15 protein-coding genes and 2 tRNA genes are annotated in these 16728 nt (G+C 38.6%); 9 read left to right on the top strand and 8 right to left on the bottom strand.

Annotated features, from left to right (window positions below; translation table 11 throughout):
* The first annotated feature begins 119 nt into the window (after positions 1 to 119).
* Both QYT14_RS05630 and QYT14_RS05625 read left to right on the top strand, forming a co-directional pair.
* The gene (locus tag QYT14_RS05630; protein WP_288325910.1) at positions 120 to 410 is read left to right on the top strand and encodes a YtxH domain-containing protein; all 291 of its coding nucleotides are present in this window, start codon (positions 120 to 122) and stop codon (positions 408 to 410) included.
* A 51-nt stretch (positions 411 to 461) separates the two neighbouring features.
* Positions 462 to 668, top strand: a complete 207-nt coding sequence (locus QYT14_RS05625; protein ID WP_005682952.1) for a hypothetical protein — start codon at positions 462 to 464, stop codon at positions 666 to 668.
* A gap of 91 nt (positions 669 to 759) precedes the next feature.
* On the opposite strand, the gene QYT14_RS05620 is transcribed toward QYT14_RS05625, so the two are convergent.
* Together QYT14_RS05620 and QYT14_RS05615 are read right to left on the bottom strand one after the other, a co-directional pair.
* Positions 760 to 1983, bottom strand: a complete 1224-nt coding sequence (locus QYT14_RS05620; protein WP_288325911.1) for an FAD-dependent oxidoreductase — start codon at positions 1981 to 1983, stop codon at positions 760 to 762.
* A 112-nt stretch (positions 1984 to 2095) separates the two neighbouring features.
* The gene (locus QYT14_RS05615; RefSeq protein WP_288325913.1) at positions 2096 to 3238 is read right to left on the bottom strand and encodes an OmpA family protein; all 1143 of its coding nucleotides are present in this window, start codon (positions 3236 to 3238) and stop codon (positions 2096 to 2098) included.
* A gap of 400 nt (positions 3239 to 3638) precedes the next feature.
* Between QYT14_RS05615 and QYT14_RS05610 the strand changes: the two genes are divergently transcribed.
* The 6 genes from QYT14_RS05610 (at position 3639) to QYT14_RS05585 (ending at position 10411) form a co-directional block, all read left to right on the top strand.
* Entirely contained in the window at positions 3639 to 4673 is a 1035-nt protein-coding gene (locus QYT14_RS05610; protein WP_288325919.1) for a hypothetical protein, read from the top strand.
* A 505-nt stretch (positions 4674 to 5178) separates the two neighbouring features.
* Complete coding sequence (locus tag QYT14_RS05605; RefSeq protein ID WP_288325915.1) at positions 5179 to 6615, top strand: phage integrase SAM-like domain-containing protein; 1437 nt, start codon at positions 5179 to 5181, stop codon at positions 6613 to 6615.
* Positions 6616 to 6654: 39 nt separating this feature from the next.
* Complete coding sequence (locus tag QYT14_RS05600; RefSeq protein ID WP_148476883.1) at positions 6655 to 7659, top strand: virulence protein RhuM/Fic/DOC family protein; 1005 nt, start codon at positions 6655 to 6657, stop codon at positions 7657 to 7659.
* Positions 7660 to 7762: 103 nt separating this feature from the next.
* Positions 7763 to 8596 carry a DUF6043 family protein gene (locus QYT14_RS05595; RefSeq protein WP_148476881.1) on the top strand — a complete coding sequence of 278 codons (834 nt, stop codon included), beginning with the start codon at positions 7763 to 7765 and terminating at the stop codon, positions 8594 to 8596.
* Between the two features lie 191 nt (positions 8597 to 8787).
* On the top strand, positions 8788 to 9102 hold the full coding sequence (locus QYT14_RS05590) for a helix-turn-helix domain-containing protein (protein ID WP_148476879.1): 315 nt from the start codon (positions 8788 to 8790) through the stop codon (positions 9100 to 9102).
* 4 nt (positions 9103 to 9106) lie between these two features.
* Positions 9107 to 10411 carry a DUF3987 domain-containing protein gene (locus QYT14_RS05585; protein ID WP_148476877.1) on the top strand — a complete coding sequence of 435 codons (1305 nt, stop codon included), beginning with the start codon at positions 9107 to 9109 and terminating at the stop codon, positions 10409 to 10411.
* 72 nt (positions 10412 to 10483) lie between these two features.
* On the opposite strand, the gene QYT14_RS05580 is transcribed toward QYT14_RS05585, so the two are convergent.
* From QYT14_RS05580 to QYT14_RS05555, 6 genes are all read right to left on the bottom strand, one after another.
* Entirely contained in the window at positions 10484 to 10798 is a 315-nt protein-coding gene (locus QYT14_RS05580; RefSeq protein WP_262349712.1) for a helix-turn-helix transcriptional regulator, read from the bottom strand.
* Between the two features lie 96 nt (positions 10799 to 10894).
* Complete coding sequence (locus QYT14_RS05575; protein ID WP_148476875.1) at positions 10895 to 12034, bottom strand: hypothetical protein; 1140 nt, start codon at positions 12032 to 12034, stop codon at positions 10895 to 10897.
* A 92-nt stretch (positions 12035 to 12126) separates the two neighbouring features.
* A complete protein-coding gene (locus tag QYT14_RS05570; protein WP_288325918.1) occupies positions 12127 to 12768 on the bottom strand; it encodes a hypothetical protein in 642 nt (213 codons plus the stop codon).
* Complete coding sequence (locus tag QYT14_RS05565; protein WP_148476871.1) at positions 12769 to 14115, bottom strand: hypothetical protein; 1347 nt, start codon at positions 14113 to 14115, stop codon at positions 12769 to 12771. It lies immediately after the preceding gene.
* Positions 14112 to 14642, bottom strand: coding sequence for a hypothetical protein (locus tag QYT14_RS05560; RefSeq protein ID WP_148476869.1), 531 nt, complete (start codon positions 14640 to 14642; stop codon positions 14112 to 14114). Before QYT14_RS05560 ends, QYT14_RS05565 begins: the two co-directional genes overlap by 4 nt.
* A 1421-nt stretch (positions 14643 to 16063) precedes the next feature.
* Positions 16064 to 16136 (bottom strand) — tRNA-Phe (locus QYT14_RS05555).
* A gap of 126 nt (positions 16137 to 16262) precedes the next feature.
* Between QYT14_RS05555 and QYT14_RS05550 the strand changes: the two genes are divergently transcribed.
* Positions 16263 to 16335: transfer RNA gene (locus QYT14_RS05550), tRNA-Pro, on the top strand.
* The last annotated feature ends 393 nt before the right edge of the window (positions 16336 to 16728 follow it).

Here is a 16728-nt window from a genome sequence, read left to right as displayed (position 1 = left end):
GTCTTCTGCCTCATGCAAGAAAGCAGAGAAGAAGTAAGAACTTAGAACCTTAAAAATTGTATGGACTGTCCGGGAATCCGGTTTCCGGACAGTCTTTTAATCATTAAAACAGTATGGATATGAAAAAAATATTATTAGCAGTTTTTGTATTGACGTTTGTGGTATCCTTCACGTCTTGTCGTGACAAAAGAGAACAGGACCGGGCAAGGCATCAAGTGGAAAAAGTGAAAGAAGACATCAATGATGCCGCAGACAAAATTTCCGACAAGGCAGAAGACGGCGCTGATGCTGTAAAGGATGCATGGAAAGGTACAAAGAAAGATGTCAAACAAGGGGCTGAGAAGGCTCAAAAGGAAATAAAGAAAGGATATAATGAAATTAAAAAGGAAGCAAGTAAAAAACTTGGCTGATCTTTGTAATTTATTATTTTGCCAGTAGTAAACCTTACATGTGAATAAATTATGGTTGGATTCGTAATATGGATTGTTGGACTGGTGCTGACTATCAGGGCCGCCTTGGAAATATGGCGCATTCATGCACCGGCAGAGAGGAAACTGATAGCCATCGTATTGGTGGTTTTCACCAGTTGGGTAGGATTGCTGTTTTATTATTTTTATGGTAAGCCCCGTATGGCACAGTGGTTGGGAACAGGTATCGAAAGGTATTGATGGTTGCATAACTATTTATACTGATTGTACGATGATATCCTGATACAAAAAAATACACCGGTCATTGACAGTGCCCGGTGTATTCTTTCTTTTACCAATATTTTTCGATTCTTTCGTAGCCGAAAATACCACTACGTTCATCTTTCATACCTTGTAGCTGACGACAGATTATTTGTGCTCCGATCATGCTGAAAGTTATTCCGTTTCCCCCATACCCCAAATTGAAAAACATTCGTTCCTTGTCGGGCCAGTTGCCGATGAAAGGTAGTCCGTCTTTGGTGGTACTAAATGTGCCGCACCATACCATTTCCGTTTCGAAAGGGAGGTCGGGCAATAGTTTTCGGACCTTCTTTTCCAAGATACGGGTTTTCTTTCTGAGTAATGAATCACGGCACTGCGGGTCACTGAACTTTTCGTCCTCACCACCTACGATGATCCGGTTTTTATCGGTGGTGCGGATGTATAGATACGGATCGGCTGTTTCCCAAATCAGGCAATGTGTCGGCCACAGATGTTCGGAAGCTACCGGATGCGATATGAGTGCATAGGTAGAGGTCAAATCCATGATTTTTTGAGGAAGGAATTGTCCGGCCTCAAATCCCGTGGCTATGATTACATATCCGCATTTAATTTTATGTCCTCTGTCTGTTGTCATAATACAGCCATCAGATGTTTCTGTGCACTCCTTTATTGAAGTATGGGTAAAAACTTTCAGTCCGCTTTCTTTTATATGGTAAGCTAACAGTCCAGTTGCCGCCCTATAGACATCCATTTGTGCGGATGCTTCATTTATCAGGGCATTGCCAGGTGTCTTCACCTTATATTCCTCTCTAATTTTCTTCTTCTCGAGCAGACTGACCGGCAACTTGTGTTTTTGCCGTATTTCATACTCTTGTTCCAAAAGTTTGTTATCCGCCGCACTACTGGCATAAAAGAGGCTGGGCAGTTGTTCGAAACCGGCATTGACTCCCGTTTCTTCCAGTACTCTTTTTATATCAGAAATGGATTGGAGGCAGGCATGGTAAGCCGTCGCAGCGTTTTCTTCGCCGATGATTTTTCCCATCCGACAAAGAGGAACGTCAATTTCATATTGCAGCAGTGCAGTGCTTGCAGCAGAACTTCCGGTTGCAATGCTGCGTTTGTCAACTATGCAGCATTTTATTCCGGCACGGCACAATTCGTGTGTCATCAAGGCTCCCGTTATGCCGGAACCTACAATGACAACATCTGTCGACAAATCATTTTCCAAAGGATGGAAATAGTCCCATAAGGAATTTCTGATAATCCAATAGGGTAATCCTGAGTATAAATCCATAATATATTTTATTATTATCCCCTCACCTCCTGCCGAGAAACAGGAAATGGGGGGATGAAAAAAAATAGAAAAATCATCTTATTAAAATTTATTTTCCACTTGTATTTGAAGGTTATTTAGCCTCTTCGATGGTACAAATGCTGACGCGGTTCCAGTCCGGTTCCGAGAACATATCACCGATTCCCTGTCCTTCAGCAGTGATGCGAGTATCACTGATCTTGTATCTTTTTACGAGTATGGTCTTTACGGATTCAGCACGTGCGTTTGCCAGTTTCTCATTGAAAGCGAGGTTGCCTTCGGGAGAAGCATATCCTTTGATAAGAACCTTGGCGTCAGGATGCTTTTTCATGTAAGTGGCCACACGCTCCACATTGGGGAGCTGGGAGGCATCAACTACCGATTTCCCTTGTCTGAAGGTAATGATTGACTCAGGAATACGGTTGGTTTTCACCACAGTTTCTATGTTGGCAGCCTGAGCTCTGCAGTCAGCCAGTTCTCTTTGCAAATTGTTTGTCTGCTGCATAGCATTGTTCAGCTGCATGTCCTTGTCATTCAATTGTGACCGCAGGTTGTTGACCGCATCATTCAGTTCTCCGACTTCTACCGGGTCATACGGCTTCACGGTTGTGAAATGGTGCGTGCCATTGCTACACATGAAATGATAGGTTAATCCGGCAGTCAGTTCAAAAGCCGCATTATTGGCGTTGAAACGACTTTTTTTTCGATTAAAATCTCCCTGCATATCGTATACAACTGCCGGTTTGATGCCGAACGTCCATGCTTTCTCCTCACCTAAGTTAAAGTTCAGATTCAGGCCCAGGCGTGTTGACCAGGAGTTTGTATCGCCGGGGCCGTTCTGATAGTAATGCAGCCATCCGACACCTGTCAGGGCTTCGATTTCAAAAGTGCGCGGCTCGCCTGTATAACTTCCGAAAAGGTTCATCAGGTTGACTTTGCCAAACAAGCCCACTTCGGAAGCATCAAATGCGGTCTTGCTGGCCGTGGTGTTTACATATCCCATGCCTTGAATACCCAAACCGAATATGGGAGTAAGTTGCTTTCCAATCCCGAATCCAAAAGCTGGACGGGCATTTTTGAAGAAAGCACTGTGGGTAAGAGGAGTCACAGCACCGGTTTTCAGTTCTATAGACCAATTATCACCCAAACGTGTGCCTTCAAGGGCTGTACGATCACTTTGCGCGTACATAGTAAAGGCACCCATGCTTAATGCTAAAACAAAGACAGATCTTTTCATAATCAAAAATTAATTAATGGTAATACAATAAAATGTCACACACGGTATATTATCTGTTGTATAGTTATAATTGCAAATATGGCAATAAATTGCTTTGTCATTGTTCTTTATAAAAAACAGCGCATAGAAAAAGATAGTTCGGGAAATAGGAAGAATTTTAATATCTGTTTAGAAAATCAAAAAGTGCATATACCCCATATTAATGAATAAATCACATCGGGATATTAAGGTATGCAGTCCGTAAATTTATAGATGAATCTGTCAATTGCAACTTTATATATTCATGCGTTTTTTAACACAAATATTTATCGTAATGACAAATATAAATCAAACAAATATTCTTTTATCGTTGTTTTTTTATGAAGAATCAATTATAGTATTAATTAAAAACCTGACAATTATGAAGAAATTAAGTTTTGCAGAACTGAAGGGCAGAGTGTCCTGGGGTAGTGTATTGGGAGGTGTTATAACCGTATTGGCGATATCCGTACTGCTATCCTTATTAAACTCAAGTATCGGATTATTTATGCTTAATCCGTTATCCGAACATCCCGCTTCGGGCATAGGTACTGCGGTAGGGATTGGTTCTGCCGTCATTTTGGTTGCCGGCATGACTGCCGGTGGCTTTGTAGCCGGAAAGCTTGCTGGTATGGATGGGATAATACACGGATTTCTAGTTTGGGCTACCACGTTAATTGTTGCTGTAATACTAGGGATTTTTTTGGCGGTAGGCACAGCGAAAATGACAGCGAATGCACTGGGAGCCGTTTCATCCGTCACAGGTAGTGTCTTATCCGGAGCGGGCGATACTGTTGGAAGTGGAGTTTCCGCATTATCTGAGGAGGCAAAGGAATTATTTGGCAAGATTGATTTCAACACAGTCCTGAAAGAAGAGGACATGCCGCAAAATATTCGTACCGCACTTGCTAAAAGTGATGTGAAAGAATTGCATCCGGACTATCTGAAGAAACAATTAGAGGAAGTAAAAGATGACCTGGGCAAATCTGTAAAGGCCATTATTGCTTCTCCTCAAGAAACAGATGAAACAGTGAATGGCTTTTTGAATCGATTGAAACAACGTGCAGAAAAACTTAACCAAAATATAGATCGGAATGATCTAGCCAAAGCGATAACTAACAATACCAATCTGTCTAAGCCGGAAGCGGATAAAATGGTTGGGCAGTATATGAATCTGATAGACAAAGCACGTTTGGAAGCCGCAAAACAAATAGACAATTTGGAAACCAATCTACAAAAAGCGGAACAGGAATGGAAAGAGATTAAGCATAAAGCTTTAGTAGCTGCAGATAAGGCAACGGATGCGGCTGCACGGTCTGCTTTGGTTTCATTTTTCGCTATATTACTTGGTGCTGTATTATGCTGCGCTGCGGGTGCTTATGGCAGTAGAAAAACGCAGGAAAGAGTAGATATCTGATAATTGGGATGAATTAGACAGGGTCAAGTCAAAAAGTATGTGGGTATAATATTTGAGAAACATTTAAAGTTTGCAATGCTAAAAACATACATCCTTCCAAAGTATTATAAATCAAGTACATCAGACGAGCACTTGATTGGACGTCAGCATTGTAATTCAGAGTTCATGCTTATCAACCACAGGGTTTTCAGATTACCCCCATAGTTCTGCTCTGATCCCACTAATTTCGCCTATTCTTGGAAAAGAAAAATCTCTGAATTTCTTTGAAATTCAGAGATTTTTCTTTCTTAAAAAGTGGTGCCACCAGCACTATAAAAGTTAAAGTATTATCACTTAAAGTAAACCTAAACAAACCATATATAACTGATAATCAGTTATATTGAATCCATTTAAATTTATAACAATGTATTTGATGTTATAATTTATAGTGACTATAATAGTGACTATTCAAAAAAAGTCACTATCTTTGTATTACCTAATTCATAAATGAATGGGCACATGGTTTATGGCAAAATCTCTTTCTCGGTTCTATATCCGCAAACAGGATGAAAAGAACGAAATGGCTACACTTTTCTTTCGTGTTCAAAACAAGAAACACAAAATTGACACTCTTTTCTCTTCCCAAATCCGTATTGATGTAGCGGAATGGAAGAATGCAGTATCGAGTTCAGAAAACTGGATACGACATCAAAGATTGAATTTCAGTTTACACGACACATTGAACAAAATCGAGATTGCAGTAAAAACTGAGGTTGAAGGTATGGTGTTCAACAAAGAGCATGTAGAATCCCAAATACTCGCTATCGCCAATCCCAAGAAAGCAGAAGCTAAATTAAAGGTTCAACGTGAAGAAGAAGAAAAACGATTAGAAGATATTCGATTAAAAGAGGAACAAGAACGATTAATCAAAGCAGGCATTGAAGCCGAACGTGTCAAGATTTGGAATTTTCTTTCTCAATTCTGCACAGACATTAAATCAGGTAAACGTCTAAATGGAAATGATAGATATTCTGCCGGAACAGTTAAGGCTTGGCATAGCTTTATGAGATTATATGGCAACTTCGATAAGAAGCATCAATATACATGGGAGATGGTTAATCGTGAGTTTGTAACTAAATTCCTTAACTATATGGAGAAACAGCATTATATGGTTACTGCTCAAAACAAGTATCTGGTTACGCTTCGGGCACTTGTTGGCTACGCTTATACAGATGGCATACATAATAATGATAGAGCTACACAATGCTTTTCAAAAAAGAAAATAGAAGAAAAGGATAAGGCTGCTGAGATTTATTTGACCTCTGCAGAACTTCAAGCATTGTATGAAATGCCATTAACTGGGTTGCAAGACCAGGTGCGTGATATATTCTTGGTAGGTTGTTACACTTGTCAGCGTGTTAGCGATTACAATAATATCTCCCCTGAAAGTTTTACAACCACAGCCAAGGGTACACCTATCATTCGACTTGTCCAGCAAAAGACACGCACAGAGGTGAAGATTCCTATAATGAATCCCAACTTGCAGATGATTTGTGAGAAGTATAATTATAATCTCCCGTCTGTGGTGGACGTTATTCTCAACCGTTACATCAAAGAAATACTGAAAGACCTTTCAGTGAGAGTTCCATCTCTGGCAAAACAAGTGCCGACTAAATTAACAATGAAGCAGAAGAAGCAGGAAGAGGAAGGTAGACTTGTTGTGGAGCGTAACGGTAAGGGAGAAGTAATGATGCCGCGTTATAATTGTGTTACGACTCACACTGCACGACGTAGTGGCATAACAAATATGTATCTTTCTCACAAGTACACCATTCTACAGATGATGCACGTTAGTGGTCATAAAACACAAAAAACATTTATGGATTATATCAAGCTATCCTCCGATGAAATAGCAGATGAAATTGGTGCTATTGCCAATGGTGCGAAAGCTGATGTATTTTGAATTAGATTGCAAGTATAACAAATTGAAAAGTAAAATATTATGGATAATTTAAATCAAACAGATAGCATAGTTATATATCAAACGACAGATGGAGAAACCTGTATAGACGTTAAGTTCCAAAATGAAACCGTTTGGCTCTCCCAAGCTCAGATGGCAGAACTGTTCCAAAAAGACAGAACGGTAATTGGACGGCACATCAACAACATATTCAAGGAAGGAGAACTTGAAGAGACCTTGGTATGTGCAAAATTTGCACATACCAAGGATTATGGTCGTAGAGAAGGGTTTACCCAGCGTACAGAAACAACACTTTATAATTTGGACGTTATTATTTCTGTCGGGTATCGTGTTAAATCTCAACGAGGTACTCAATTCCGCATTTGGGCAAATAAAATTTTGAAACAATATCTGCTTCAAGGCTATGCCATCAATGAACGCATTGCTGTTCAGAAATTTGATGAGTTAAGCCAATTGGTTAAGGTTCTTGGTCGTACTATTCAGAATCAAGAGAAGCTAACAGAGGACAGTCGTTCGCTGCTGAACGTAGTCGTGGATTATACATACGCCCTTGACACACTTGACCGATATGACTATCAGGAACTGACAATTGAGAAAACGACAGAGGAAGTTGCATTCCATGCCACATACGAAAGTGCCATGGAGGTTATTCATGGGTTGCATGAGAAATTTGGTGGCAGCGCATGGTTCGGCAATGAGAAGGACGATTCTTTCAAAAGTTCCATCGGGCAAATATACCAAACTTTTGGTGGCATAGACCTTTATCCGTCTGTTGAGGAAAAAGCAGCCATGTTGCTTTACCTTGTTACTAAGAACCACTCATTCAGCGATGGCAACAAGCGTATTGCTGCGACACTCTTCTTGTGGTTTCTCAATGGCAACGGTATTCTTTACAATGAAGATGGATCCAAACGTATTGCAGATAATACATTGGTGGCATTGACATTGATGATAGCCGAGAGTCGCACTGAAGAGAAAGATACGATGCTGAAGGTCATTGTAAATCTTATCAATCAGAACAACTGATTGAGGGAAAATAAAGGCCTGGCAGCACAAAAGTGTTGTGCATTTCGTTTTAGGATTTGAATGGACATACCTTTGTTGTTTCAAACCATATAAGATGTTGCTTATGAACAAGAATAACAAAGTGTCCAAAGAGCGTATGGACGAAATCAAAGCGTGGATGGAAACACATCCCAATGAATATGCACAATTTGCGGAGAATATGAACCAACAAGGGATTGGCGAAATATTAAAGCTGGGCGAGGCTGCTCTTTCATCTTCTCCAAAGTTCAAGAAAGAAGTGGAGAAAATGATGGCGAACGATTCGTTTGATGCCATTTCTCTATTGGAAAGTCTTTCAATGTCCGATTTTGCTGCCGATTATTTCAGCGAAAAGAGTGATGATAGGATGGCTATGGCTGCTTGGATTAAGTATGGTGAATCGCCCGAACTAATTCTTGACGAGTTGGATAATACAGTTGTACAGCAGGGAAAGCAGAAATATAGAACTATGCTCTCCAACTTACGCAGACTGCTTTTCGGTAAATTCTTCTATCGGAAAGATCAACCAAACCGTGAATTCTACTATCAAAGACACCAAGCTCCGAGCAGTAGTCCCTTTCAGGCATTACTTGCTTCCCACAATGAAGACCTCATAAAGCGAATTGGAGAATGGGCTATTGGTGGAAGTTATAGCGGAATGAGCATGGCACACTTGTATATCGCTCTTGTAGAAGTAGGAGAAATAAGTGCCAAGTTGCCATTAACAAAATTCTTGAATGCCATGAAAGAATCCTATCCCAAGCACCCCACTATCGGTGTACGTCAATTACAGAAAAGCGTATGCTACTTGCAAAGCCTATCGCCCAACAAGAAACAATATGGCAAGGATGAACTTGAACATCGCTATGCAATAGACTTGATAAAGTCGGAAGTCATTCTTGTAACACCTAATCGGTAATGTGAAATAGATTCGTTTTTATTCGTTTGATTCGTTTTCTGGTTCGCGAACTAAACGAACTCTTATTTTTCTTTATTCCAATAAATTAGGATATACTTTTGTGCCATCGCTTCCAGTTGGGGCGATGGCGTTTCTGTCTTAACCCGTCAGCAGATACGTCCTTCATTCAGACGGAATACAAATATTATATTATGGACGAATTATTTAATATCCTCAGTGATGGCAAAGCCCACGTGAAAGTAGAAATGAATGCGGAAGACCTGAAAGCATTCTCTGATGAACTCATCCGCCGTGCAAAAGATGAACTTGGATCTATGGTGGAGTTAGCAAGAAAGGAACGTATGCTCTCTAAGGCTGAAGTAAAGGAACTGTTTGGCGTGTGCGATGCCACCCTCTGGCATTGGGCAAACAAAGGAATTCTTAAACCTGTAAAGACAGGCAACAAGGTTCTCTATCCAGAACATGAAGTACGCAAAGCTCTTGGCCAACGTCATGTAAATTTCTAAGACTATGGAGAACAACAATAGTATTTCTTTCCCTTTAGTTGTATTCCCAAAGTCTATCCGTACCATTATAGAATCGTTACATCAGTACGAGAACTATCAACTGGATTTTACGGCCGCGGCATTCCTAACGGTGTTTGCGGCGGCGATGGGAAACACTTGGTCGGCTCGCTTCATGACGGGGTGGATAAGCCGTCCGATTGTGTATGTCGTACTTGTCGGACCTCCCAGTTGTGGAAAGACACCTCCATTACGTCAGGCTATAGCTCCGCTATTGAAACTTGATGAGGAATATGATGGTGTGTATGACAAGGAAATAAAAATATATCGTAAATGGGAACGCCTTACACCTAAGCAGCGTAAGGCGCAATTATTACCCGAAGAGATGGAACCTCCTAAACATAAATGCCATGTGGTGGTCAATTCCACGATAGAGGCTCTTATCACCGCCATGCGTGACAATTCGCACGGTGTACTTATCTACAATGATGAGATTGACAGCTTACTTTCCAATTTCAACCGTTACAACGGTTCGGATGAAAGCTATTTTCTTAGCCTGTTCAGTGGTACACCATTCAAATACAGCCGTAAGTCAAACAACGAGTATATATTTCTTCCTCACCCGTACTGTTCCATTATTGGCTCAACACAGCCGGGGATGTTATCTACACTATTTGGTGGAAAACGAGCCTTGAACGGATTCTCTTCACGCTTTCTAAAGGTGTATCCCAAAATTTCTGCCATGCCTTCATGGGGAGAAAAGACCATGCCGGATGATGTGTTAGGAGAATGGGAACGAATCATACGTCAGGTTGTGAATTACAGCTTAAAAAGAAAAGCAAATTCCTTTGAGCTTCCGTTCTCGCAAGAAGCAAAACGCCTGCTTATCAACTGGAAAAACGAGACTAACAATCATATCTACTCTGAAACGGATTCCGAAACTGTCAAGGCCCTCTGCGGTAAGATGGAAACGTATTTAATACGTTTCTGCCTTGTTATTCAGATTATGCGTGGTGTCTGTGGTGAGTCTGAAATGGATGATATCGATATCGGAAGTGCAGAACGTGCAATTCTCCTTACTGAATACTTTAGAGCAATGGAAGAATGTATTGCTCCTGAAATGGAAATAGGTGTTCTGGATATGAGACATACTGAGTTACTTACCTTGTTACCCCAATCATTTTCTACCGCAGAGGCTGTATCTGTTGGCAAGAAACTTGGCATGTCTGAATCCACAATCAAGAGATTCCTGCGTGAAGGCGCACGAGAGTTCATCAAGAAAGAGACGCATGGTCGATATGTAAAACTCTGAAATGTCAAATGACATTTTGAATTTTTTGACACGATGACATTATTTGATCTCCCTACAAAAAGAGGAGACGTATTATGTTTGTAAAACAAACCTGATACGTCTCTTTAATTGTATGATAATGAAATAGAAACTATCCTGTTTTTTGTTGTGCGACTTCGATAGCCATGTATTTTCCAAAACAGTATCCAATACTTTGTCTGTCAACCATAGGGTAAGAAGTTCATTCTTGTCTATTTTGAAATACTCAACCAATTGTGTCACCAGTGTGCGTTTTGCGCGTCTATTGCCTCGTTCTATTTTACTGAACATCGGAGTATCTATTTCCAGCAAAGTTGCCAGTTGTCTTTGAAGTACCCCATGTTCATCTCTCACCCCCCGTCGAGCCATTGTGGAGTTGTATTCTAAGGGGAGTGATAGCCGATACAATGAAGAGAATACAATCATTAAGGCTATATTTTAATGTTGTAGCAATAATGGTCGATTTTATTCGAACTTATCAACTAATTTCTTTTCTTTCCCTGTGTTTTTAAGTGAAATAATTTGCATTTTGTTGTTTTTGAAACGCTCAACAAAAAGATTCCTAAATTCTTTTGAGAAGAATTCTAGTTTATAATCAAATGATACAAATGAGTCTGATACTGAATTGTATATATCTTTCTTTGTTTCTATATGATATGTAGTCCAAAACCAAGCATGATCTTCACATCGAACATCTTCTCTGTTAATACAGTATTTGAGCGTATTCTCCATGAAAATTTTTATGTGATCTTGTTTACTGAATTCTTCGCGGGCAAAATTAAGAGCTTTACATTCATTATAGAGACTCATAAAAGAATCGGCATTATCATCAATATTGATATATTGAGAAAGGTAAGCACAATGAGAATAAGCGTCATCTAATTGCGCTTTGTATTGTTCTAAAAGAATTCTATGTTCAATCTGATGTGGCTTTTGTACCAATTTTAAGATTTCTATTAGGGGTTCTAATACTTTTGCAACTTCTTCGGAATTGAAAATTATTCGTAAAGCTTTGTCATATCTATGGTTAAAACAACTATTGTTGCAAATATATCTCCTGCCACCACAATTTTCACAATCGTTTTTACAACGAGAATAATCACAATTGGAATAATCATAACCATCACAGTCATCACAATCATCAGAAGTGTCATATTGTATTAGACAGACCCAATTATCTTCCACTAAGTCAGATAACTTTGAAATGGAGATATATGTATCTTCAGACCAATCTAATGGTAGTGTTTTTCTATTATGAGTTAACAAAAAATCAGTACCTGAGGTAGTTATGGTATAATGTTTTTTATTTATATATTTTCCAACATAAATACTTTCACCTGGCAGAAACCAGTTTTTGTACATTAACGGAACAAGTGTTATATTCTTTTTATTGTATATAACATCTGTTACTCTAACTATATTACGATGTGGGTAATAAGCAATTAAATTTGCATTTTCGTCTTTAAGAACGAATACAGTATTTCCTTTCAGAACACTTTTGAAAACAGCGTCTACATTTTCATCATTCATTAGAGAGTTAAACGATACTTTTAGAAGAGTTGCTAATGCTTGTGCTTGATCTGTTTTTTCGGTTTCTTCTTTCATTGATTGATTAGGCTTATTATAGAAACCTATCAACCGCATTTTGTAATTTTGTTTCATTTATCCTTATCTCGCTTTGTGTCATATTGAATAAATCACTTTTTTCGCTTCAAAATTAATTCCGTCATACTTATTAATGGGTAGATTGACTTCCCAATCTTAGGTAAGGATATCAATGATGCTCTAGTTAAACTATTGACTCCTAGTGATATTCCAAGACCAATAGGACCAGCCAATAAACCTACAGGCGCTAAAAGACCGATAACTTTAGCTATATTAAGCAAAGATGTATTGACAGAGCTTTTTGTTGGTTGAGCACCTGTACCCATAAGCTGTAAAACTGTTGTTCTAAAAAACGGATAAGTTGACTCTATATCTACAATTCCAGCCTCCTTTATTTTTTGAAATTCTTGAAAATCAACATCTATGAATTGATTGATTTGTTCAAGCTTGGTCGCATTAACCATCTCTTCTTTACTGAGTAACGAAACTTTTTCTATACTATTTTTTTTCAAACGTTCGGCTGCACGAATTGCCAATTCATATCTTCTTGTATAGATTCCAGTATCCATACCTAACTCATCAAAACATTTTTGCAAAGAGTTAATTTTCAAAGAAGCACCTTCGCCTTTAAAAAATAAACTTATCTGAGCTTGTGAACTGTCTATTAGCGATGAAAGTTGAGTATTTGTCATACCGGTCAATTTCATTCTAGTTTTAATATCTTCAATAATCATTTAGTTAAATGTAAAATAGTTACTACCAATAGAAGAATATAACTCTTTAAAATTATCATCTATTTTATCATGAACGTATTTATCTCTTAATAGAGGTTTCTTAACCATATTCCATTTAAGTTGCTGATACGAATACTTAGCAAAAGCCATCCATTGAGGATAATTTATTGCCATGGGATTTTTGGTGAAGTATACTTTTCCTGCATTAATGGATGTGGAAACGCTGTGACTTATAAACAACATGGTTCCTAATTTGGGTCTTTTCTCCCGATTAAGTGTGAAAGGAATAGACTCTTTTATACTATGTCCTCCCTTGATTCTTTTAAGTGCATAGCATATCCTTACAATAACTTCACTAACCATTACGGGTATAGACGATGAACAGAAATGGACAAAATCATACCCCTCATAATACATACCTTGTACAATTTCAGCTATCGTCTGCTCTTCTTCACCGATTTTTCCAAACTGAAACAGATTGAACACCCCCATTAAAGGAGCAGGAAGCCCCATAGAAGTGGTTAAATCAGATTTTAAATGTCTTAATTGACGAAGTATGGCCTCGAATATAGAAGATTCCGTTCTGCCCGTATAACATCCCATTACTTGAGAGATAATCTTTCCAGATTTATCAATGGTAGTCATTCTATTATTCATAATATCAAAAACACCAACCAAAAAGCCAAGGATAGGATCGTGACCTAGTGAAAGCAATCTGTGATAATATGTGGATAATCCCTTCACGTATGTGGTGGTATTTCTATTATCTTGTGCATCATAAGGGGTTTTATACCTCGCCTTACTCCCAAGTTTTTCCATTTCCTCGGGTGGAAATTTACTTTCAAAATATTTCCTTATATAATTTGACAACGAACCGGCTTTCAAACCATTAGTTGTGGGTTGTGGTATACCGACTAGTAAAATATCCAATGCTGCTGAAATGATTCCCGCAAATACACAAATACTGATATCTATTGAATCTAACTTATGCAATTGATTAAAATCATTATTCAGCTTTAGTATATAATCTTGATTATCTTTTAGTTCATCTGTTGTAAATAAGGATTGAAGAGAGATATCTCCTTGTATTTCTTGTTCCACTTTTTGAACAAGTTCCTCCCATTTGGGCATGTCCAGTGTAACAATAGACTCTTGATCATGAAGACAAGAGGACTGTTTGATTTCCTTTAGCTTATCTTCATGACCTAATGACTTTATTAATATCTCGCTTTGTTTGATAGAATCGTCCACTGAGTTGAAAAAAGAAATGCTTTTCAGTATTTCATCTTGATGTTTTAGAATTCTATTTCTTAGCATTTCCTCTTTTGTGTATTTATAATCCATCATGCGGCTGATGATTTTAAGTCTTCACGCAATTCTTCAATAATCTTCTGGAGCAGAATATTCAATCCATTTAAGTATTCAGCTCTTTCTTTCGAAGCATTAGATTCTTCTTTTAATTTTCGGATAATAGCTTCGTGCTTTCTTAAAGCTTCATTGTATAATCTGTCTTTTTCTTGTTTGAGCTTCTTGGCTTTTGCACTTTTTGCAAACCAAACTCCAGCAGCTCCAGCAATTGCAACTGGTGCTGCTAAAACAAAAACTCCAGCAACCATACCACCACCAACAAGAGCACCTGCAGCTGCTAAACCGGATGTGATTCCAGCGGCAGATAGACCAACAACGCTTCCACAATAATATAAAGCGGCAAATGACACTGCCCCGCCAATACCTGCGCTAGCAGCACCTGCTATCACTTCAGGTATGGTGCTATCAATAATAGTTCTTGTACTATCATTCAATGCCTCCGCTGCTTCATTTAGTACTATTCTTACTGCTTCAAGCGATTCAATGCTTTTAAAATTTTTATCCATTACAATTGAAGTTTTTATTAGTTTAATTCTGGCTGCAAAGATATGTATTATTTAGGTATAAACAAATAAAATCTTTAGAAATACCAAAGAAAAATTTTCATCGTAAGGTAAGATCATTTCGGTTTGTGAAATATTACTGTTAAATACGCTCGGCGGATATAGTATCTTTGCAGCAAATCTGTAAGATCTATATGAGGACTTGTCGTCAAAAAGTCACATTAATACTCCATTTCAAGCGATGCTGATTGATGTTTACTCTGCTAATTGCGGGAATAACTGTTTTTTTCGGTGTTGAAAAACAGCGAATAGTCTGTCGCCAAGTTTTGCGAAGTCGCATATAACCACCTTGCGTTATTATAAACATCTTTATCGTTGATAATTTTAACCGAAGGCAAAACAACATTAAGTGGAATTGAATCATAGTTTACCGACACATAGTTAATTTAGATTCCGTTTATCCGTTTTGAAATTCTATGGTTATTGGGTTACAGCCTCCCTTTTATCAAGTTTTCTCGAAACTTCGATATCAAGTTCTTTGGTTACTTCATCTTGCCATTCAAGAATGTATTATCCAAGACCGTCTGTTATTAAGGCGTAAGCATTTTATGTAAAACGAAGATAACGAACACCGTTCTTGTTATTCTCAATCCATTTTTTGCATGGCAAACAGTGACAGGTCACCCCCGCTGCACAATAGTCGGCAAGTCACTTGTGTGTGTCAAAACGAATTTTGTCACCACAAAAGTACAACTTGCTTGACAAATCCTGCAAGACCAGAGAGGTGTCCCAACGGCTGTTTTGGGTGGTAAATCGGCTAAAACGCCATGTCGTAACCGAAGTTCGAGAAAACTTCTAACCAAGATAGCTTGATATCTCAGTAGCTTGAATGCATGATATTAATATGTCTTGGATAAAGCAACCAAGATACTAGGGTGTACTATAACCGAGGCGTTGTGGTATTCCGTTCTGAAAACAATTTGGTCTCATCAACCTTTGGATAGTCATACTGTTTGACTTTGGTTGTTCGGTTAGACTAACCACGGTAACTTTAACCAAGGTATGTGGATATAGAGAAAAGTTCAAAGTAGCAATAATGTCAAAGTGTCATCGTATCATTCTGGAATATGAATTTTGAGAATAGTCGCTACTGTGAGAAATATCTGGCGATGGACGGAATAGTGACTAAACCAACAAAAGGGGAAAATAGTCACTATCTATCGTGACTTTCAATTCTGTTGAGAATTTAGTTCGTCACTTAATTGGATAGAAATTAAAAGCCGCTATTTAATGGCGTTTAATCAATATGATTTATGCTGTTTTACTAAGGTTTACATAGTGACTATTGTAGTGACTTTGCCAATAGTGACTAAAAAGAAAAACTCCGAAATACTTAATTGTAAGCTATTTCGGAGTTTTATGGGTGGTGCCACCAGGAATCGAACCGGGGACACAAGGATTTTCAGTCCTTTGCTCTACCAACTGAGCTATGGCACCATTGTTTCTTGTTTGCGGTTGCAAAGGTAGGCATATTTTTTGAATCTACAAATTTTTTGCAAATTTTCTACCAAATTCTTTTTGGTTTCAAAAAAATGATTTACCTTTGCACTCGCAAAACAGAAACGGAATGTAGCGCAGTTGGTAGCGCACTACGTTCGGGACGTAGGGGTCGGGCGTTCGAGTCGCCTCATTCCGACAGAAGACGACAAGCAATGAAAATTGTTTGTCGTCTTTTCTTTTTTTACCTCTGCAGATTCTTATTCAGGTTTAAGTCAAAAAGTGTGTTGGCATCATATTTTGGGAAAATTCCAATATTACAATGTAAGAATGCAAATTCTTTTAAGGCATTATAAATTAAGTATATCAGACGACTACTTGATTTGACACCAGCATTGTAACTCATAGTTCACGCTTATCACCTACAGGATTTTCGGATTGACCCGAAAGTTCTGGGCTTTGTACTAAAATCCGTGGCAGGAAACATTCTCAAAAAAAAGCATCTTGCCACAATCTGAATAAGAAGAAAGGCAGATGCCTAGCATTCCACCACCCGATACACATTCCCCTTGGCAGTATGTACCCGCTCGCC

The organism is uncultured Phocaeicola sp. (assembly GCF_948499155.1).
Lineage (GTDB): Bacteria > Bacteroidota > Bacteroidia > Bacteroidales > Bacteroidaceae > Phocaeicola > Phocaeicola faecalis.
Note: the sequence above shows the minus strand (reverse complement) of the source record. Positions and strands in the feature narration are given on the sequence as shown.